Below are 19,646 nucleotides of genomic sequence, written 5' to 3' on the forward strand. Positions count from 1 at the left end.
AGGCATGGACCGACGATTGCTTTCGCAGGTGAGTCTCGACGAGGCCGCTGCGGCGACCCGCACGGGCGACATCTGGATCTTCCGTGGAGAGTCGACGGCGGACCGGGCCATTCAGACACTGACCAACAGTCCCGTCAACCACGTCGGAATGTCGGTCGTGATCGACGACCTCCCGCCGCTGATGTGGCATGCGGAACTCGGTCACTCGCTGCAGGACATGTGGACCGGACGCTTCCAGCGTGGTGTCCAACTGCACGATCTGCGATCGGCCGTTCAGGTCTGGGGCGCCAAGTACGGGCAGCGTGGATGGTTGCGCCAGCTCGACCACGAAGTCACCCGGGAGCAGGAAGACGCTCTGCTCGAGACGATCGCGCGGCTGGACGGTACGCCTTTCCCGTCGACGGCCAAGCTTGCTTCGCGCTGGTTCGGAGGCCGAATCCCGAAGCTGCGCAAGAAGTCCGACGTATCGGCAGTGGCCGTCGAGAGCGCCTACTGCGCCGAAGTGGTTGCCAAGACCTATGAAGCGATGGGTCTGCTCGTCGGCAATCGTCGTGTCAACTGGTTCGACCCGGGCAAGTTCTGGAGTGGAGATCAGTTGCCCCTCGCGCCGGGAGTTGCGCTCGGTGACGAGATCTCGGTATCACTGAGTGCACGTGACCTCGAGGCCGGACGCAATCCCGCCGGGTACTCACAAGGTTCGTGACGGCTCGGCGACGACGCGGCCGCCGACTTCGAGCCAACCTTCCGGAGAGAAGGTGGTGTGAAGCACCGATCCGCGTCCCTGGGTGATGAGCAGTGATTTCCTCAATCGGTCCGTGATGCGCAGCGCTGCAGATCCGGTTGCCTCGTCCTCGGCGATTCCCATCACCGGTGCGAACATGCGTGCGCGGATGGCAGCTTCGAGCTTGTCCTGCCACGCCCACAGATACGAATGATCCGCCTCGTAGTCGGACGGATCTGCGTCGATGACGTCGTCCACCGTGTCCATCGGATAGATCGCGAATTCCGGTGCCCATTCGGCACGCGCGCGTACCCACGTCAAAGCGCCGGATTGGCGGACGTCGACACTGCCGGCAGGAACGTCGAGGGCGCTCACGCGACGGCCCTGTTCGCCCAGCCACCACGTGGCACCGACGGTCGGGTGTCCGGCGAAGGGGAGTTCTGCTGCCGGAGTGAAGATCTGGACCCGCGCACGCGAGGCGCCGTCATCCGGAACGTCGATGAAGATGGTCTCGCTGTAGTCGAGTTCCTTCGCGACGGCTTGTCGATCCGATTCTGCAACCGTGGACGCGTCGACGATTCCCAACGGATTCCCGTGCTTGCCGTTCTCGTCCGTGAAGACCCGGACCACACTCACCTCGATACCCATCGGTCCACCCTAGCGCGCGAAAAGCCCTCCCCACCTTCACGGTGGGGAGGGCTCGTCGAACTGCACTCAGGTCCGAGTGATCAGACCTGTGCAGCAGAGAGGATCTCGTTGGCTTCGACAGCCTGTGCGACGCCCGCGACGATGGAACCGGCGCGGATCGCTTCGAAGATGACCTCGCGGTCGACACCTTCCTGGCGGAGGGTGTTCTCGTGAGCTTCGAGGCAGTGGTTGCAGCCGTTGATCGCGGACACTGCAAGCGACCACAATTCGAAGTCGGCCTTGTCGACGCCCGGGTTGCCGATGATGTTCATCCGCAGGCCGGCACGAAGGTCGTCGTACTTACCGTCGAGGTAGCCCTTGGTGCGGTAGAAGACGTTGTTCATGCCCATGATCGACGCTGCGCCGAGAGCGGCGTTGTATGCCTCTGCCGACAGGTTGTCGGCAGCCTCGGAAGCAATCTCCTTGAGCGTGGACGCAGACTTGGTGGCTGCGGCCGTTGCGAGGAGCGTTCCCCACAACTGCTGCTCGTTCAGGACCGTCGTGCGCGCAATGGAACTCAGGTTGAGCTTGAGGTCCTTCGCGTACTCGGGAAGCGAGTTCTTGAGGTTCTCGACGCTCATACTCAGACGCTCGCAGTCAGGAGCTCGCCGGCGTTGATGGTCGGGTCGCCCTTCTTCCAGTTGCATGCGCACAGCTCGTCGCTCTGGAGAGCGTCGAGGACGCGGAGAACCTCGTCGACGTTACGGCCGACGGAACCGGCTGTGACGGAGACGAACTGGATCTCGTTGTTGGGGTCGACGATGAACGTCGCGCGGTCTGCAACGCCGTCGGCGTTGAGGACGCCGGTGGCCTCGGCAAGCTCGCGCTTGAGGTCCGAGAGCATCGGGAAGGGGAGGGTCTTGAGCTCTTCGTGCTGTGCACGCCACTGGAAGTGCACGAACTCGTTGTCGACGGAAGCGCCGAGAACCTGAGCATCACGGTCTGCGAACTCTTCGTTGAGCTTGCCGAATGCAGCAATCTCGGTGGGGCACACGAAGGTGAAGTCCTTGGGCCAGAAGAAGACGATGCGCCACTTGCCTGCGTAGTCGTCACTGGTGACGGTGGTGAAGTAGTCATCGGGCTGCTGGGCATCGACCTTGGACAGGTCGCCGCCGATGACAGCCGTGAGGTTGTAAGCGGGGAACTGGTCGCCGATTGTGAGCAGAGCCATGTGTCTCATTCTCCTACGTGTCTCGTGAACAGGAATTTCTTGCGCACACGATCCGGCTGTTCGGACTGTGACGGCCGAACGTGCTGGATCGAGAGGGTTTGTCACCGTCAGCGGGTCGGACGGTTTCGACTGGAGTGTCGAGGTTGTGACCGGCGCTTTTTGGTATGAGTCCATTCTGCATCAAACCGTTCAAAAGGTAAAGGTGATGGGTGGCACTACACTGATAGGCATGTCTGATCAGACTTATCAACCTTCCTTGTCACAGCTGCGTGCCTTTGTGTCGGTGGCCGAGTACCGGCACTTCGGTACTGCCGCAGCGCGTTCCGGTGTGAGCCAACCCACACTGTCGCAGGCGCTGGCAGCTCTCGAGGCGGGACTAGGGGTCAAACTGATCGAACGTAGTACGCGGCGCGTGCTCGTGACCGCGGACGGACAGCGCTTGCTCGGTCAGGCCAAGCAAATCCTCGAGGCTGCCGACGGTTTCGTCGCGAGCGCGGCCGGCTCCGGCGACTCTCTGACCGGACCGCTACGCATCGGGTTGATCCCGACCGTTGCGCCCTACATTCTTCCAGGGTTGTTGCCGGAGCTGCGCGAGAAGCTGCCGTCGTTGGCGCCGCAAATAGTCGAGGATCAAACGGCGCGCTTGCTTGATGCCCTGCGATCGGGAGCGCTCGACGTCGCGGTGTTGGCGCTTCCTGCCGGAACACCTGGCCTGGTGGAAGTTCCTGTGTACGAAGAGGATTTTGTGATGGTCGTGCCGAACGATCATTCCTTGGCCGGACGTGTCGATCTCACGGCGGACGTGCTCGACGCGCTGCCGTTGCTCTTGCTCGACGACGGCCACTGCCTGCGCGACCAGACGTTGGATCTGTGCCGTTCGGTAGACGCCCATCCGCTTGCCGGCGACACGCGGGCGACCTCTCTCGCGACAGTCGTGCAATGTGTGGCCGGGGGACTCGGGGTGACCTTGGTCCCGGAATCGGCTGTTGCAGTGGAGGTTCGACGCGGGGACTTGTCGACGGCGCGTTTCGCTTCGCCGGCTCCAGGTCGCACGATCGGCGTCGTGTTCCGCTCGTCGAGTGGCCGAGCAGAAGGATTCCGTCAGCTGGCCGAGCTGGTCCGTTCGGTCAGCCCGACGGTTCCTCGATGACGTAACTCGTTCGACGTCGACGTGAAAGCTAGTCGAGAGAGCCTTCTTTCACGGCAATGACGGCTCCGGGATTGAGAATTCCCAGCGGGTCGAGCGCATCCTTGACCTTGCGATTGAGGGCCATGACGTCTTCACCCAACTGTGACGGCAGCCAGTCGCGCTTGAGTCGACCCACCCCGTGTTCGCCGGTGATCGTGCCGCCGAGCGCGATGGCGAGATCCATCACCCGTCCGAATGCGATCTGTGCGCGTTCGGACATGTCCGGGTCTGCGGGGTCGAAGACGATGAGCGGGTGTGTGTTTCCGTCTCCGGCGTGCGCCACCGTGCAGATCAGGACGTCGAGGTCGTCGGCGATGGCTTCGACCCCGGTTACCAGCTGGGGGAGTGCGCGCATGGGAACGCCCACGTCTTCGAGAAGCAGACTTCCCATCGCGAGCACGGCCGGGAACACCGCTCGCCGTGCCGCCGCAAAAGCGTCACCTTCGGCCTGGTCATCGGTGGCGAATACTTCGGTGGCTCCGTTGTTTTCGCACGCCTGAACAATCGTCTCGATTTCCAGCACGCCTGCCGCGCCGGGTGCGTCGGACTGCGCGAGCAGTAGTGCGTGAGCCTTGCGGTTCAGACCCATGCGTACCGAATCCTCGACAGCATTGATACTGGCGTGATCCATGAACTCGAGCATCGCCGGACGCATGTTGCTGGTGATCGCCAAGACCGCGTCGGCAGCTTCTTGTACTGAGTCGAACGACGCGACGACGGTTGATGCGGGCGGCTGCGCGGGAATCAAACGCAACGTGATTTCCGTGATGATGCCGAGAGTGCCCTCGCTGCCCACGAACAGTTTGGTGAGTGAGAGTCCGGCGACGTCCTTGAGAAGGGGACCTCCGAGGCTGACCGCTGTCCCGTCTGCCAGCACGACCCGGAGTCCGAGAACGTAGTCGGTGGTAACTCCGTACTTGACGCAGCAGAGTCCGCCGGCGTTGGTGGCTGCATTGCCGCCGATGGAACAGATCTCGAAGGACGACGGGTCAGGTGGGTACCAGAGTCCGTGCTCTGCGGCGGCTTTCTTGACCTCCGCATTCATCAAGCCGGGCTGAGTAACCGCCACACGGGCGACCGGGTCGATCGTGATCTGTCGCATTCGCTCGGTGCTGACCACGATGCAACCGTCGACGGCGCTGGATCCACCGGAAAGGCCCGAGCCGGCACCTCTGGGAACCACCGGTACGCGGTTGGCGGTTGCCCAGCGCATCACTGTTTGGATGTCTTCGGTGCACGTTGCGCGAACCACGGCAGCGGGATGGCCGGCAGTCGGGTCGGCGGCCCAGTCCTGGCGGTAGCCCGCGGTCACACCCGGATCCAGCAGGACCGCTCCCTCGGGGAGTGCCGCTACCAATTCGTCGAGGGCTGAAGAACTCGCGGGAGTCATACTCTCATCATGCTCGACGGAGTTCGACGATGCGCCAATTCGCGAGACCACAGCCCGACTCTGTCCCGCCTGAACAGTTCAGCGTTGTCCGGCAGCGATCCTCCGAGTTGCCAGTTGAAGCCCTAGCGGCCCTTCTGCTTTCCGGAGAACCGGCCACCCGAACTCTTGGTCCCACCTGACTTGCCGCTACCCGATTTGCCACCCGCCTTGGCCTTACCGGAACCGGCGTTGCGGCCGGAAATGTTCTTCGCGGTGCCGGCGCCCTTTGCTTTCTGCCCGTTCTTGGCAGCTTCTGCGCGACGCTCGCGGGCCGCGATCTTGGCCTTGACGGAGCCCTTGATCTTCGCCGCCGGCTCACCGTTTCGGCCGCGGGAACTCTGCGCCGTTCGGCCCCGCACGATGCCGATCAGTTCCTCGACCAGATCTGTGGTCTTGGACTCCATCCATGCCAAAGCCACAGGAGCCTCGGGCGCACCGTCCACCGGACGGAAGGTCAGGTCCTTGCGATGGTGGAACCGCGCCAGCGAATGGGGAACCACGACAACTCCGACGCCGGCGGCCACCAACTCGATGGCGTCGGCGATGGTCGCGGGTCGCTCGGCGGCGGTCTTTCCGGGACGGGTCGGCCAGTCGAGTCTGTCGTCGAGAGGATCGAGCACTATCTCGTCGGCCAGATCGTCGACGGAAATCTGATCGACAGTGGTGAATACGTGATCTTTCGGTACCACCACCACCGGGGTTTCCGCGTACAGCGAGATGGCGCTGATGCCGGTCCGGTCGATCGGCAGTCGAACCAAACCTGCATCTGCTTCACCGGCGCGAAGTGCAGCTTCGAGTTCGAGAACCGGGAACTGAACAAGTTCCAGACGCACCTCGGGGAGCCGCTCGTGCCACACCCGGACCCACTTGGTGGGCGTCACCCCCGGGGCGTACGCGAGTCGAAAAATTGCCTGACTATCCGCGTCTGTCACCAGGCAAGGCTACCGCCTTGGTAAAAGCACCCGTATCGGCTGGTTACTCTTGTTGCATGACGTCGAACAAAACTCCCCAGACGATGAAGCCGACGACGGCTGCCAAGAAGCTGGGTGTGTACCTGGAAGCAACACCTGCGCAGTTCCAGGAAGGCGACGTGACTCGTGACGAGCTGACCGCTCTGCAGACCGATCCGCCGGAGTGGCTGCTGGAGCTGCGACGCACCGGACCGCATCCTCGCCCGGTCATCGCAGCCAAGCTGGGCGTATCGATCGCCGGCCTGGCCCGCGGCGGCGTCGAAGAAGCACTCACCACGGATCAGATCGCCGCACTCCTCGAAGAGAAGCCCGAATGGCTCGAAAAGGAACGCGCTGTTCAGGCCGAGGTGCGGGCCGAGAACATTCGCATCAAGGAAAAGCGCGCTGCGCGTCGTAATCAGCCGCGGAAGGCTCGTAGGGGCTGACGCCCCCTGTGCGCCTTTTTGGTAGCGATGACTACCAAAAAGGCGCACAGGCGCTAGCCTTCCACGACGCTCAGCTCGTCGAACACGATTTCACCCGCGGCATCCGATTCCGGGATGTCGACGACGGCAAGCAGTGCCCATCCGTGATCGCCCTCCGGATCCTCGAGCACCTGCCGCACCCGCCAGAACTCACCCTCTTCGGTGACCTGGAAGAGCGCCGGCCCGCGCGCCGATGGCCCGGTTCCGATTGTTGCGTACTCCTCGAAGTACGGGAGTAGTTGCTCCTCCCACTCGGCGGCGTCGATACCGTCCTCGAGGTTTTCCAGCTCGTTCCACTGCCGACGCGACGCGAGGTCGATGCGTCGGAACATCGCATTGCGCACCATGACGCGGAATGCGCGCGGGTTCGCCGAGATGGGACGGGGAATGTCGGCGCCGAACGCAACCTCTTCCGTATCTGCCTCGGCTCCGGGGTCGGTGAGTGACTCCCATTCGTCGAGCAGGCTCGAGTCGACCTGACGGATCAGCTCGCCCAACCACTCGATGATGTCTTCGAGTTCCTCGGTGCGCGCTTCCGTCGGGACGGTCTGTCGCAGCGCGCGGTAGGCGTCGGCGAGGTAGCGCAGGACGAGGCCCTCGGACCGGGTGAGTCCGTAATGGCTGATCAACTCGGCAAACGTCATGGCGCGTTCGATCATGTCGCGCACCACGGACTTGGGGGAGAGGGCGAACTCGGTGATCCACGGGTGGCCACCCCGGTACATTTCGAAAGCCGGGAACAGCAAGTCCGACAACGGTTTCGGCCACGTAACCTCTTCGAGGAGTTCCATGCGCTCCTCGTACTCGATGCCGTCGGCCTTCATCTGCGCAACCGCTTCGCCACGAGCGAAGTGCTGCTGCGCCATCAGAACCTGACGCGGATCGTCGAGCGTCGACTCGATGATCGAGACGACATCGAGTGCGTAACTGTCGGATTCGACGTCGAGAAGTTCGAATGCCGCCAAGGCGAACGGTGAGAGTGGCTGGTTCAAGGCGAAGTCGCGTTGCAGGTCCATCGTCAACCGAGCCATGCGGCCGTACTCGTCGGGTTCGTCGAGGCGTTCCACGATGCCGGCGCTGAGCAATCCGCGATACAGCGAGATCGCTTTGAGGATGTGCTTGCGCTGCGCCGGACGCGATTCGTGGTTGTCCTCCAACAGGTGCCGCATCGCGTCGAAGCAGTTACCCGGGCGGGCAATGACATTGAGCAGCATCGAGTTGCTGACCGAGAATCGCGACACCAACGGCTCGGGCGATGCGGCGACCAAGCGATCGAACGTCGCTTCGCTCCAGGACACAAACCCCTCGGGAGCCTTCTTGCGTTGAATCTTTTTGATCTTCTTCGGATCGTCGCCGGCCTTGGCGACTGCCCGCAGATTCTCTACTTCGTGTTCGGGTGCCTGGACGACGACGGTGCCCATCGTGTCGTAGCCTGCACGACCCGCGCGACCGGCGATCTGATGGAACTCGCGGGCTTTCAGATGCCGAGTGCGGACGCCGTCGTACTTGGCCAGACCCGTGAGCAGCACCGTGCGGATCGGGACGTTGATGCCGACGCCGAGGGTGTCGGTACCGCAAATCACCTTGAGAAGCCCGTCCTGTGCGAGAACTTCGATGAGCCGTCGGTACTTGGGCAGCATGCCCGCATGGTGAACGCCGATGCCGTGCCGGACCAGGCGGGAGAGTGTTTTTCCGAACCCGGTGGTGAAGCGGAAACCACCCAGCGCCTCGGCGATCGCTTCCTTCTCTTCTTTGGAACAGAAGTTGACGCTCGTCAGTGCCTGGGCGCGTTCGAGGGCGGCGGCCTGCGTGAAATGCACGATGTAGACGGGGGACTGGTTGGTGGTCACCAGATCTTCGATGGTTTCGCCGACCGGCGTGGTCGCATACGAGAACATCAGCGGCACGGGGCGTTCTGTGCCGGAGACGACGGTGGTGGGTTTCCCGGTACGGCGCGTCAGATCTTCGGAGAAGAAGTCGACTTCACCGAGAGTTGCCGACATCAACAGGAACTGGGCGTGCGGCAACTCGATGAGCGGAACCTGCCACGCCCAACCTCGATCGGGTTCGGAGTAGAAGTGGAACTCGTCCATCACGACCTGGCCGATATCGGAGTTCGGGCCCTCGCGCAGTGCAAGATTCGCGACGATTTCGGCCGTCGCACAAATGATCGGCGCCGACGAGTTCACGGCGGCGTCGCCGGTCATCATGCCGACGTTCTCGGCACCGAAGACCTCACACAGTGCAAAGAACTTCTCGCTCACGAGCGCCTTGATCGGCGCTGTGTAGTACGTGCGCTTGCCGAGCGACATCGCATAGAAATGCGCGCCGATCGCCACCATCGATTTGCCTGACCCGGTCGGCGTCGCAAGGATCACGTTTGCACCCGAGACCAACTCCATGACGGCCTCTTCTTGGGCCGGGTAGAGCGTCAAACCTCGTTCGATGGTCCACGAAGAGAAGGCGTCGAAAACGGAATCAGGATCCGCGTTGTCGGGGAGAAGTTCCGTCAGCAGCACTCGTACAGGCTAGCCGCAACCGTGGATCAGGTTGCGCTTCGCTCGTCCGAGCCCATGGCGTCGAGCACAGCCATGCGGGTGGACGACGTTCCGGTGATGGTGTTCTCGCCGACCCCGGAGATCAGCATGTGGCGCCAGCGAGCCTCGTCGAAGACGAGTGGTGCGGTGCTGGAAAGAAAATCTTCGACGATCTGCAGGAAACGCATCGGATCGTCGCGGAACGGGAAGTGGCCCGAGCCGCGGAAGACTTCGAGGCGTGAGTTCGGCATCGCCGCGTGCGCGAGATGAGCGTGGGAGACGGGAATGACGGAGTCGTCGTCGCCCCAGATCAGTTGAACCGGCAGATTCTCGGTCAGATAACAGCGGTCGAGCATCGTGACGACCTGTCCGCGCCAGTCCACGACGGCCCGCAGCGTACGAAGGTAGGCCTCGTAGGCAGTGGGGTCGGGGAGATCAGCGAGCACGCGAATCAGGTCCGGTGTGTCGTGCAACATGGTGCCGGGACGCAGATTTGAACCGTGAACTACGCCGGCAAGGTTCCCGGCCATCCGGACGAGCGGCATCGCACCAGGTATCCGGAGCAGCTTTACCACCTCGTTGACCACCGGAACGGACATGAGGCGAAGCAGCGGATGGACGTCCTTGGTGACGCCACCGGCCGAGACCAGCACGAGGCGATCCACCATGTGTGGGAATTGGTAGGAGAACTGCATCGCTACGCCGCCGCCGAGCGAGTGCCCGATGACGGTGACGTGCTCGATGCCGAGCGTCGACAGAAGATCCCGCATGCCGTTGGCGTACGCGGCTACCGAGTAATCCGCGCGTGGCTTGTCGGAACGGCCGTGACCCAACAGGTCAGGTGCGATGACCGTGTACTTCTTGGCGAGGTGGGGAATGATCTCGGTCCACGTCGACGAGTTGTCGCCGATTCCGTGCAGGAGCAGTACTGCCGGACCCTCGCCGGCTATCCGAAATGCGCGTCGGTAGCCGTGAATCGTCCGGAACATCATCCGCGGTTCCTCGTCGGGGACCGGTCGGAGCTGACGGTTCCGTGGTCTGCTCATGTCGCCTCCTGGCTCGGCGTGTGACCACGTTGACTGTCTGCTCCAGTTGTTGAGCCGTCAACGAAAATCACACAGAGTTTGAGGCTATCCGACGGATGTGTCCTGAACAACAGCCCAGGTAACGGAGGGGTTGCGGAATGCGCACAATGTCGAATTATGCGCCCCGCCCGTCACATTTTCGTCAGTTGTCGCCTCGATCGAGGTCTCCAGCTGAGCCGAAGTCGTCATTTCCTGCCTGTTCGGCCAGGAACTTTTCGAACTCTGCGCCGATCTCGTCACCGCTGGGAAGGTCGGCCTCGCCGGCCAGAAGGGACGACTGTTGTTCCTGAGCGGCGACAAAAGTGTCGTATTGACGCTCCAAAGCGTGGACTACAGTCTGAACTTCTTCGTTCCCGGCTATGTGCTCGTTAACCTGTTCCCGAACGCGCGCCGCGGCCTCACCCAGTGCAACCAAGGGCAACTCCAGATCCGAAACCTCGGAAACGTTTTCGAGCAAAGTTTCTGCGGCGCCCGGGTAGTCCGTTTGCGCGAGGTAGTGGGGGACATGCACCGAAAAGCCCATCGCCTCGTGCCCGTGCTGAGACATACGAAGCTCGAGCAGTGATGATGCGCTGCCGGGAACCTGCAGTTCACCTGACCAACGCTGATGGTCCTGGATCAGGTCCTTGTTGGTCGAATGTGCTGTCACACCCAGCGGTCGGGTGTGCGGGATTGCCATCGGAATCGCGTTGAGCCCGATGGTTCGACGCACTCCCAACTGTTCGGACAACAGACGAACGGCTGTGGTGAACCGCTCCCACTTGAGGTCCGGTTCCATCCCCGCGAGCAGCAGGAACGGCGTGCCGGCCGTATCGCGCAGTGCGTACAGATTGAGCGCCGGAGCGTCGTAATCGGAGAAATGATCGGCCTTGAACGTCATCGTCGGTCGACGTGAGCGGTAGTCGATCAGCTCGTCGACAGCAAACGACGCGACAAGCTCGGTCTCGAGGCTTTCGCGCAGATGCGTCGTCGCCAACTTCACGGCGTGACCGGCGTCGGAGTAACCCTCGAGTCCGTGAATCAGGATCGGTCCCTGGCCGTCGGCAGCCGCCAACTGGGGCGCCGGAAATTCCAGCTCGTACATCCTCGACTGTTCGTCCATCGCAGTCCCCTTCGCTCTTCGGTCTTGATCTCAAGTGTCCACTATCGGCGCACGCGCGACAGCATCGGAGTCAGGTGCCCGACAGCACTGGATCAGACGTTCATCGGTAAGAACACCGAGTCGGTGACCGATCATTCCCGATCCGACGAGACGGGCGTTCGCCGAGAGCGAAGCTGAGCGGTATCTTTCGACACTTGGCCTGGGCGTTCGTTAGATGTCGGGTGCGCGGCTTCGGACATGGCAGAGTGGAACACAAGGTCGGCACGGCCGATTTGTCCGAAATGGATTGGTCGATTGTCGGGATCGGTCGAGTGCGGAGGCTTACATGCGGGTGTGTCCACGATCGTCCAGGCGAGTGGCCGCATGCTCACTTGCTGCGGTGGCCGCCGTTGCACTACTCGCGGGCTGCTCCGGGTCGGTCCAAGGAGCACCCGTTCCGGACTCCGCGCCGGCGACTGCCGGTGCGACCGACAGCGGCACGGCGGCGCCGAGTACGACGGCTGCACCCAAATCCTCGACGCCGAAATCCACCTCTCCGAAAACGGCGGCACCGCTGTCCGAACTGCTGCTGACTCCCGAGGAATTCCCCGAGCCCTTCGGCGCTGTTGTGCTGCCCCCGCAAGCCGTTCCGATGGCAGCGCCGGATCTAGTCGGCGTCCCGCGCGGTGCCACCGTCGATCCGTCCGAATGTGAGCCACCGGAACAGGATTACGGTCCGAACGGGACCGTGATGGCGGTCGGGACCGACAATGCGACGAGGGCAACGATTTCGGTCGAACTCACGAAGGTCGATGCACCACTGGACGAGTTGGAAGCGCAGACTCGGCAGTGCCCGTCCATGACTGTCACTGCGAACGGCGTCACTACGACAGTGACGACGGAAATTCTTCCGCCGTCGCCGATCGATGCCGACAAGACGATGTCACTTCGCCGCACTGTCGTGTCCCCCAAGGCCACAGCCGGTGATCAGACGATGCTGACCTTGATCGCGCAGGTCGGCGACGTACGGGTGGCGACAACACTGATGACGTTCGGTTCTGCGACGCCCTCGACGGCACCGCTGGATCAAGCGTTCACCGCAGCCGTACAGAAGGTCAAAGCAGGCAAGTGATTTCGCAGCACACAGGTCCGACAAGTAGCGGAACTGCTCGGTGCGGCGCGGTACTTGGTCCCCAACAAATGCGGTAATCCACAGACGACTTGGACGCAGCTGTTTTCCCTGGTCGAGCAGACGGCCGGGTCAGGGTGATCAGCGACGGTGTGTGCATGACGACATCACCTCTTCCGGGAGAATTCGAATTCTCCGACGACGACCTTGCCGCCCTTCTCGGATGCGTCGAACGCGTCTCCGATCCAGGCGAATTGATCGCGGCAATACCCGCACTCCTGGGCTTCCATCCGTCCAACTCTGTGGTTGCGCTGTCTCTGATGGGCGCCTCCGCCTCGACGCTCGGACCAGTGATGCGGCACGACTACTTTCCCAGTGTCAGGGGAAAGCCCGCGAGGCAGATGAGCGCGGCGCTGCGCCAGTTCGCCGCCGTCTGTGACGGGGAAGGCGCGCGTGCGGTCGTTCTCGTGGTGATCACCGATTGCTCGGCAGCTGAAACTCTGATCGATGAAACCATCGAGCTGGCCGAGGTATTCGAAGACATGCTCGGCGGAACCTGCGTCGAGCTGGCCGACGTATTGTGCACGGCCGCAATAGAATCTGGCCAGCCGTGGACGAGCGTCATGCGTTCGATTCACCGCGGCACCCTGCCAGACCCGGCATCTTCGTCGGTTGCAGCAGCACAGGTGTTGGGCGGGAGGGTCATTCGCCGTTCGCGTGAGGAACTGGTCCGGTGGGTACACGGCGCCGCTCGCAATCACGACACGATTGCCCGACTGATCGCGAGCCGACGAGAGTCGAGCGCGCACAGTGGGGGACCGAGCGGTGAAACCGCAGTTCAGTGCCGGATCGATCTGGTGTTGGAACACGTCCGCCGTGTCGAGGCAGGCGCTCACCGCCCTGACCCGCAGGAATGCGCCGATCTGGTGGTCGCATTGACGGACGTACGCGTGCGCGACGTGCTGCTGGGATTGGCGATCACGTCCGTTGCGGCACATGCTGAGCAATTGTGGCTCGTGCTCACCCATGAAGTCCCGTTGCCCGAACGAGCTTGGCCGGCAACACTTCTCGGCTTCTTTGCATACGTGCGTGGCGACGGACCTCTGGCAGGTGTTGCGCTGTCGGCCGCGCTGTCGGCCGATTCGGAACACACCTTGGCGGGATTGCTGGATCTATCGCTGCAATCCGGTATGCGCCCCGACGGAATCCGTGACCTCGCGGCTGTCGGATTGTCCATCGGGGAATCGCTCGGAATCACCGGCTTGCCGCCGGCACTGCCGAATGGAAGCTAGCGAGCAGCGTGTGAGCGGTCGCCCAGATCCTGGAGGAACTGCCATGCGTCGGCGACGATGACGTCGAGATCGGTACGCGTGGGCGTCCAACCGAGCTCGGCAATCGCCTTGTCGCTCGATGCGATCAGTACTGCCGGATCACCCAGCCGTCGTGACGCGTCCTCGACGTTGATCGGCAGGCCGGTGACCCGCGCACAGGCGGCGATCACCTCGCGCACGCTGAAGCCGGCACCGCTTCCGAGGTTGTAGATGCGGTGCTCGCCGGGAACCGAGGATTCGAGCGCCAGTAGATGTGCTTCGGCGAGGTCCAGCACGTGGATGTAGTCGCGTACCGCGGTTCCGTCCGGCGTGGGCCAGTCGGTTCCGAAGACCGAGATCTTGTCCCGCTGCTCGAGTGCGACCTGAAGGACGAGCGGAATCAGGTGGGTTTCGATCACCCGGTTCTCACCGGCGGACTTGTACGCGCCCGCGACGTTGAAGTAGCGCAAGCTCGTCGCACCGAGGCCGTGAGCGATCGAGTACGAGGTGATCGCATGATCGATCGCGAGCTTGGTCGCGCCGTACGGATTGGTGGGGCGGGTCGGAGCGGTCTCCACGATCGGGGACTGCTCCGGTTCGCCGTACGTTGCGGCGGTGGACGAGAACACGAGGCGCGGAGTACCGGAGACACGGATCGCCTCGAGCAACTCGATGGTCGTGACGACGTTTCCGCGCCAGTACTTTTCGGGGTGCAGCACCGATTCGCCGACCAGCGACTGCGCCGCGAAGTGAAGCACACCGTCGAAAACCGGTGAACCCGCACTGCCGAGGACGTCGGCAGCAAGCGCTCCCACGTCTCCTTCGATGAACTCGGCACCGGCAGGCACCGCGTCGGCATTTCCGGTGGAGAGGTCGTCGATGACGACAACCTCGTGTCCACGCTCGAGCAACACAGTGCTGCACACACTGCCGACGTAACCGGCGCCGCCGGTGACCAGGAGTTTCATCTACTTCCTCAGACCTGCTTGACCTGAACGGCGTGAGCCATTTCCTCGGACAGGTCGAACCCGCTGTGACCCGGCACGATGATCGTCACCGAGCCCGGACGGGTTTCGACCGTCACCCTGGCGTCGGGAACGACGCCGGCGTCACGCAGCTGCGCGATCACCTCGGGATCGGACTGCACGTGCTCGGCCAGTCGCCGAACGACCACAGCTGTCTGTGCGCCGTGCGGAATATCGGTCAGGCGCACCAATGTTTCGGTGGTGGCAACCGGGCCGTCGAGTCCCAACTGGTCCAAGCCCGGAATCGGGTTGCCGTAGGGCGACGTCGTGGGGTTGTTCAGAACGACGACGAGCCGACGCTCGACCTCCTCGCTCATCACGTGCTCCCAACGGCATGCCTCGGCATGTACGTCTTCCCATTTGAGACCGATGACGTCCACCAGCAGGCGCTCTGCCAACCGGTGCTTACGCATGACAGAGATCGCGAGATCGCGACCCTTGTCGGTGAGTTCCAGATGTCGATCGCCGGCGACCATCAGCAAGCCGTCACGCTCCATACGCGCAACAGTCTGGCTGACGGTGGGTCCGCTCTGTTCGAGCCGTTCGGCGATCCGCGCCCGGAGTGGGACTACGCCCTCTTCTTCCAAGTCGTAGATCGTCCGGAGATACATCTCCGTGGTGTCGACTAGATCCTTCACACTCAACCCCTTCGTCAGTTGATCATTCTACCGTTCAGTTCGTGGTTCCGGTGCCGCCTCCACCGCGGCGAGTCCAGCGCGTGTCCGAATTGGATTCGTGTCACTCGATCTCGGTCTCCGAAGCGGGCCACGAGTGTGGTGTGCAGCACGAAACGAGAAGGAAGTAGCGTGATCCCATGACCGCGTCGATCAGATCTGACGGGGACCCCGCGGCGTCTCGAGCGAATCGAGTCGTGGTGTGGAGTCCGGAGTACCTGAGCTATCGGTGGAGCGCCGATCACCCGATGAATCCCACTCGCCTCGATCTCACGATGGCACTCTCGCGAAGCCTCGGACTTCTCGAGGGCATCGAATTTCTCGAACCGAGTGCCGCGTCCGATGCCGACCTCCTCAGAATCCACACACCGGCATATCTTGCAGCGGTCAAAGACGCGGGTAACTCTGCGAACAACGGTGTGAGCGGCCAGGATGTTCCCCACGGGCTCGGTACCGAGGACAACCCGGTCTTCCCGCACATGCACGAAGCCAGTGCGATCCTCGCCGGCGGCTCGCTGGCCGCAGCGCAGGAAATCGCTTCGGGACGTACGAGGCGCGCGGTCAGCATCGGCGGCGGCATGCACCACGCGATGGCGGATTGGGCCTCTGGATTCTGCGTCTACAACGATGCGGCGGTTGCGATTTCGTGGCTGCTCGACAACGGCTACGACCGCATCGCCTACATCGACGTCGACGCTCACCACGGCGACGGAGTGCAACATGCGTTCCTCGGGGACCCGCGGGTGCTCACGGTCTCGCTGCATCAGCACCCGGCAACCTTGTGGCCGAACACCGGATGGTCGAGCGAGGTCGGCGACGGGGCCGCCGAAGGTACGGCGGTGAACATCCCGGTGCTGCCCGGAACCGTCGACGCGTTGTGGCTGCGTGCATTTCACGCCGTCGTCCCGGGAGCCATTGCAGCCTTCCGCCCGCAGATCATCATCAGCCAGTGCGGAGTCGACTCGCACCGCGAGGACCCGCTCGCGGATCTCGCCCTCACCGTCGACGGTCAGCGCGCCGCGTTTTTGGCGATGCGTGACCTCGCCGACCGCTACTCCGAGGGGCGGTGGCTGGCAGTCGGAGGCGGGGGATACGGACTGGTGCGCGTCGTGCCGAGGGCATGGACTCACTTGATCGCTGCAGCGCTCGATCGCGAGATCGACGTCGACACCGCTGTCCCGGAAGACTGGAAGGAATCGACGAAGCTGCGAGCGCCGAGCGTCGACCTCCCGCCGACCATGGGGGACGGCGGCGATGTCGCCTACACGCCGTGGGACGGCCCGGGTGGTACACCGGAGACAGGTGTCGCCTCGGTGGACCGTGCACTCACCCGTATCGACTCGGCGATCATCGCGACACGTCGCGCTTCGTTCCCGCTACTCGGACTCGACCCGGAGGATCCCCGTGACTGAACAGTCCGATACCGAAGCTGCCGGCGGCGAGGCGAGCGGCCAGGCGCCGAAGACCGACCCCGCTCACACCTATCCCCATTCCTGGGTAGTCGATGTTCTCGCCTCCGACGGCGGAGCGGTGGCGTTGCGACCCATCGTTCCCGAAGACGCGGACAAGCTCGTCGAATTCCACGGCAAACTCTCCGAGCGCACCCGGTATCTGCGCTACTTCGGCCCGTACCCCATGATGTCGGCGCGCGACGTCAAGAACTTCACGACGGTCGACCACCACAACCGTGTGGCGTTCGTGATGATGCTCGGCGACGAGATCATCGCGGTGGGTCGATACGAGCGACTGCTCGACGTCGGTGACGGAAAGTCTGCCGAGGTCGCCTTCGTCGTCGCCGACGCACACCAGGGGCGCGGCCTCGGCCCGATCCTGCTCGAGTACCTGGCAGCGGCAGCGGCCGAGAACGGTCTGACGATGTTCGTCGCCGAGGTCCTCTCCGAGAACCGCAACATGGTGACGGTGTTCCGTGAGGCGGGGTATCAGGTGAGCCGCTCTTTCGACGGTGGCGTGCTGAGACTCGAATTCGCGATCGACCCGACGGAAGCGCTTGTTTCAGTACGCAATTCGCGTGAGCGGGCAGCTGAGGCCCGCAGCATGGGAAACGTGCTCAGCCCGCGATCGGTGGCGGTGATCGGCGCATCAGCGGACCCGGCCAAAGTGGGTAACGCGGTGTTGACCAACCTGCTGCGCGGCGGATTCACCGGACCGGTCTATCCCGTCAACGCGGAGCATCGTTCGGTACACGGCGTTCGGGCATATCCGACGGTTCGTGACATCCCCGACGACGTCGATCTCGCCGTCGTGGCTGTACCTGCAGAATCGATCAATTCGGTACTCGACGACTGCCTCGACAAGGGCGTCAAAGCGCTGGTGGTCGTCTCGTCGGGCTTCAGTGAGAGTGGTCCGGACGGGCGCTCGTCCGAACGCAAACTGGTCCATGCAGCGCGCGCTCACGGTATGCGCCTCATCGGCCCGAATGCGCTGGGTGTCGCGAACAACGACCCGGCGATTTCGTTGAATGCGACGCTCGCGCCGGTCTTGCCGGTGGCAGGCAACGTCGGCTTCTTCTGTCAGTCCGGCGCGCTCGGTATCGCCATTCTCGACGAAGCCGCGCGCAGCCGAATCGGATTGTCCGCCTTCGTTTCCGCCGGTAACCGTGCGGACGTCTCGGGTAACGACCTTCTGCAGTACTGGGATTCCGACCAGTCCACCGAAGTGGTCCTTCTCTATCTGGAGAGCTTCGGCAACCCACGGAAGTTCTCTCGCATCGCGCGTCGAGTTGCGCGGAAGAAGCCGATCGTCGCAGTGAAGAGCGGTCGGCACGCGGTTCCGCCGGTGCTCGCCGCCACCGGAGTCGAGATCGACGATTCGATCGTCCGCGCCCTCTTCGAACAGGCGGGCGTCATTCAGGTCGGGTCCATTTCACAATTGTTCGACTGCGCCTTGCTCTTCGGATACCAACCGTTGCCCGCCGGCCCCCGGCTTGCGGTCATCGGCAACTCGACCGCGCTCGGTGTCCTTGCTGCGGACGCGGCCCGCAGTGAAGGTCTGCAGGTCAGCGACCCGGTCGACCTCGGCGCCCAGGCGAGTCCGGAACTGTTCGCCACTGCCGTGCGCGACGCTTTGGCGTCGTTCGACGTCGATGCCGTCATTGCCGTCTTCGTTCCTCCGGTCGCCATTCCGGTCGAGCCGTTCGCGAAAGCACTCAAGGACGCCGTCGCAGGCTCGGACAAGCCGATTCTCACCACGTTCCTCGCAGCTGAGGGTGTGCCGGACGTCCTGGCGGTTCGTGACGAAGTCGGTAACCCGACCCGCGGTTCGGTGCCGTCCTACCCGGGGCCGGAGCGTGCCGCCCTGGCGTTGGCGAGGGCTTGGCGATATGCGGAGTGGCGCAGCAAGCCTGCGTCGAAGGTGGTTCGCCCCGTGGGTATCGACTCCGAGCGAGCCCAGAAGATGGTGGCAGATTGGCTTGAAAACTCTCCTGGCCGTTGGCTTTCAGATGTGGAAGCGGCGGCGCTGCTCGAGTGTTACGGGGTCGCCGTCGTCGAATTCCGTTCGGTCCTGAGCGAAGACGAAGCAGTAGAGGCAGCGGATGCTGTCGGCTACCCGGTCGCGGTCAAGGCAACCGGCGAAATGTGGCGACACCGACCGGATCTGGGCGGTGTCAGGCTGGATCTGAGTGGACCGGAATCGGTGCGCCTCGCTTACCGAGATCTTGCGGCAGCGTCGGGTGAACCGCTGCTGCACGTGCAGAAAATGGCAACCAAGGGCATCGGATGTGTGGTTGGTGTCCAAGACGACCCGTCGTTCGGTTCGCTGATCTCGTTCGGGCTTGCCGGTGTGATCTCCGATCTCCTCGGTGACCGTGCCTATCGCGTACTGCCTCTCACCGAGGACGCTGCTACGGAATTGATCGACGCGCCCAAGGCCGCGCCGCTTCTCTCCGGATACCGCAACGCCGTTCCGGTCAACAAGGGTGCGTTGGTTGATCTGGTCCAGCGCATCTCGGCGCTGGCCGACGACATTCCCGAAGTCCGCGAACTGGCCTGTGAGCCGGTACTCGCTTCGGCTACCGGCGCGGAGATCACCGATTCACGTGTCCGAATCGGACCTGAGCCGAGCGCAATCGACCTGGGGCCCAGGCGGCTGCGGTAGACACAGCGAACAACACCGGCCACCGCACATTCCCGAGGGGGAGGGAAGTAGCGGTGG

General features: G+C 63.3%; 17 protein-coding genes. 7 read left to right on the forward strand and 10 right to left on the reverse strand.

Going from position 1 to position 19,646, the window contains the following annotated elements; genetic code table 11:
- Positions 1-4 precede the first annotated feature (4 nt).
- Positions 5-703 (forward strand): hypothetical protein, encoded by a 699-nt coding sequence (locus P0M12_RS25805; RefSeq protein WP_003942163.1) that lies wholly within the window; start codon positions 5-7, stop codon positions 701-703.
- Here the strand turns inward: P0M12_RS25805 and P0M12_RS25810 are convergent.
- The 3 genes from P0M12_RS25810 to P0M12_RS25820 form a co-directional block, all read right to left on the reverse strand.
- Positions 689-1,369, reverse strand: a complete 681-nt coding sequence (locus P0M12_RS25810; RefSeq protein ID WP_003942237.1) for a PhzF family phenazine biosynthesis protein — start codon at positions 1,367-1,369, stop codon at positions 689-691. The genes P0M12_RS25805 and P0M12_RS25810 overlap by 15 nt on opposite strands.
- A gap of 80 nt (positions 1,370-1,449) precedes the next feature.
- The gene (locus tag P0M12_RS25815) at positions 1,450-1,989 is read right to left on the reverse strand and encodes a carboxymuconolactone decarboxylase family protein (protein WP_003942122.1); all 540 of its coding nucleotides are present in this window, start codon (positions 1,987-1,989) and stop codon (positions 1,450-1,452) included.
- A gap of 2 nt (positions 1,990-1,991) precedes the next feature.
- Positions 1,992-2,579, reverse strand: coding sequence for a peroxiredoxin (locus P0M12_RS25820; RefSeq protein ID WP_003942119.1), 588 nt, complete (start codon positions 2,577-2,579; stop codon positions 1,992-1,994).
- Positions 2,580-2,808: 229 nt separating this feature from the next.
- Between P0M12_RS25820 and P0M12_RS25825 the strand changes: the two genes are divergently transcribed.
- Positions 2,809-3,729 carry a hydrogen peroxide-inducible genes activator gene (locus tag P0M12_RS25825; RefSeq protein WP_042920013.1) on the forward strand — a complete coding sequence of 307 codons (921 nt, stop codon included), beginning with the start codon at positions 2,809-2,811 and terminating at the stop codon, positions 3,727-3,729.
- A 28-nt stretch (positions 3,730-3,757) separates the two neighbouring features.
- Here P0M12_RS25825 and P0M12_RS25830 read toward each other — a convergent pair whose 3' ends face one another.
- Positions 3,758-5,158 carry an FAD-linked oxidase C-terminal domain-containing protein gene (locus P0M12_RS25830; RefSeq protein WP_277377049.1) on the reverse strand — a complete coding sequence of 467 codons (1,401 nt, stop codon included), beginning with the start codon at positions 5,156-5,158 and terminating at the stop codon, positions 3,758-3,760.
- A 122-nt stretch (positions 5,159-5,280) separates the two neighbouring features.
- A complete protein-coding gene (locus tag P0M12_RS25835; RefSeq protein ID WP_193595344.1) occupies positions 5,281-6,129 on the reverse strand; it encodes a LysR substrate-binding domain-containing protein in 849 nt (282 codons plus the stop codon).
- Between the two features lie 56 nt (positions 6,130-6,185).
- On the opposite strand from P0M12_RS25835, the gene P0M12_RS25840 reads away from it, so the two are divergent.
- Positions 6,186-6,593 (forward strand): DUF5997 family protein, encoded by a 408-nt coding sequence (locus P0M12_RS25840; protein ID WP_193595343.1) that lies wholly within the window; start codon positions 6,186-6,188, stop codon positions 6,591-6,593.
- Between the two features lie 53 nt (positions 6,594-6,646).
- Here P0M12_RS25840 and P0M12_RS25845 read toward each other — a convergent pair whose 3' ends face one another.
- The 3 genes from P0M12_RS25845 to P0M12_RS25855 all read right to left on the reverse strand — a co-directional run bounded on the left by P0M12_RS25845 (position 6,647) and on the right by P0M12_RS25855 (position 11,356).
- Positions 6,647-9,151, reverse strand: coding sequence for a DEAD/DEAH box helicase (locus tag P0M12_RS25845; protein ID WP_003942173.1), 2,505 nt, complete (start codon positions 9,149-9,151; stop codon positions 6,647-6,649).
- Positions 9,152-9,177: 26 nt separating this feature from the next.
- Entirely contained in the window at positions 9,178-10,215 is a 1,038-nt protein-coding gene (locus P0M12_RS25850) for an alpha/beta hydrolase (protein ID WP_007732813.1), read from the reverse strand.
- Between the two features lie 181 nt (positions 10,216-10,396).
- Complete coding sequence (locus tag P0M12_RS25855) at positions 10,397-11,356, reverse strand: PAC2 family protein (protein ID WP_003942198.1); 960 nt, start codon at positions 11,354-11,356, stop codon at positions 10,397-10,399.
- A 355-nt stretch (positions 11,357-11,711) separates the two neighbouring features.
- Here P0M12_RS25855 and P0M12_RS25860 point away from each other — a divergent pair, with 355 nt between their 5' ends.
- Positions 11,712-12,467: a sensor domain-containing protein gene (locus P0M12_RS25860; RefSeq protein WP_042919947.1), complete on the forward strand. Its 756-nt coding sequence runs from the start codon at positions 11,712-11,714 to the stop codon at positions 12,465-12,467.
- 155 nt (positions 12,468-12,622) lie between these two features.
- The gene (locus P0M12_RS25865; RefSeq protein ID WP_193595340.1) at positions 12,623-13,756 is read left to right on the forward strand and encodes a DUF4192 domain-containing protein; all 1,134 of its coding nucleotides are present in this window, start codon (positions 12,623-12,625) and stop codon (positions 13,754-13,756) included.
- On the opposite strand, the gene galE is transcribed toward P0M12_RS25865, so the two are convergent.
- Complete coding sequence (galE, locus tag P0M12_RS25870; RefSeq protein WP_003942257.1) at positions 13,753-14,742, reverse strand: UDP-glucose 4-epimerase GalE; 990 nt, start codon at positions 14,740-14,742, stop codon at positions 13,753-13,755. The two genes, P0M12_RS25865 and galE, sit on opposite strands and share 4 nt — an antisense overlap.
- 8 nt (positions 14,743-14,750) lie before the next feature.
- On the reverse strand, positions 14,751-15,437 hold the full coding sequence (locus tag P0M12_RS25875; protein WP_003942150.1) for a metal-dependent transcriptional regulator: 687 nt from the start codon (positions 15,435-15,437) through the stop codon (positions 14,751-14,753).
- A 176-nt stretch (positions 15,438-15,613) separates the two neighbouring features.
- On the opposite strand from P0M12_RS25875, the gene P0M12_RS25880 reads away from it, so the two are divergent.
- Both P0M12_RS25880 and P0M12_RS25885 read left to right on the forward strand, forming a co-directional pair.
- Positions 15,614-16,885, forward strand: coding sequence for an acetoin utilization protein AcuC (locus tag P0M12_RS25880; protein ID WP_003942159.1), 1,272 nt, complete (start codon positions 15,614-15,616; stop codon positions 16,883-16,885).
- Entirely contained in the window at positions 16,878-19,589 is a 2,712-nt protein-coding gene (locus P0M12_RS25885; RefSeq protein WP_277377050.1) for a GNAT family N-acetyltransferase, read from the forward strand. Before P0M12_RS25880 ends, P0M12_RS25885 begins: the two co-directional genes overlap by 8 nt.
- The last annotated feature ends 57 nt before the right edge of the window (positions 19,590-19,646 follow it).

The sequence above is a fragment of the Rhodococcus sp. RCBS9 genome (assembly GCF_029457415.1).
Classification (GTDB): domain Bacteria; phylum Actinomycetota; class Actinomycetes; order Mycobacteriales; family Mycobacteriaceae; genus Rhodococcus_F; species Rhodococcus_F qingshengii.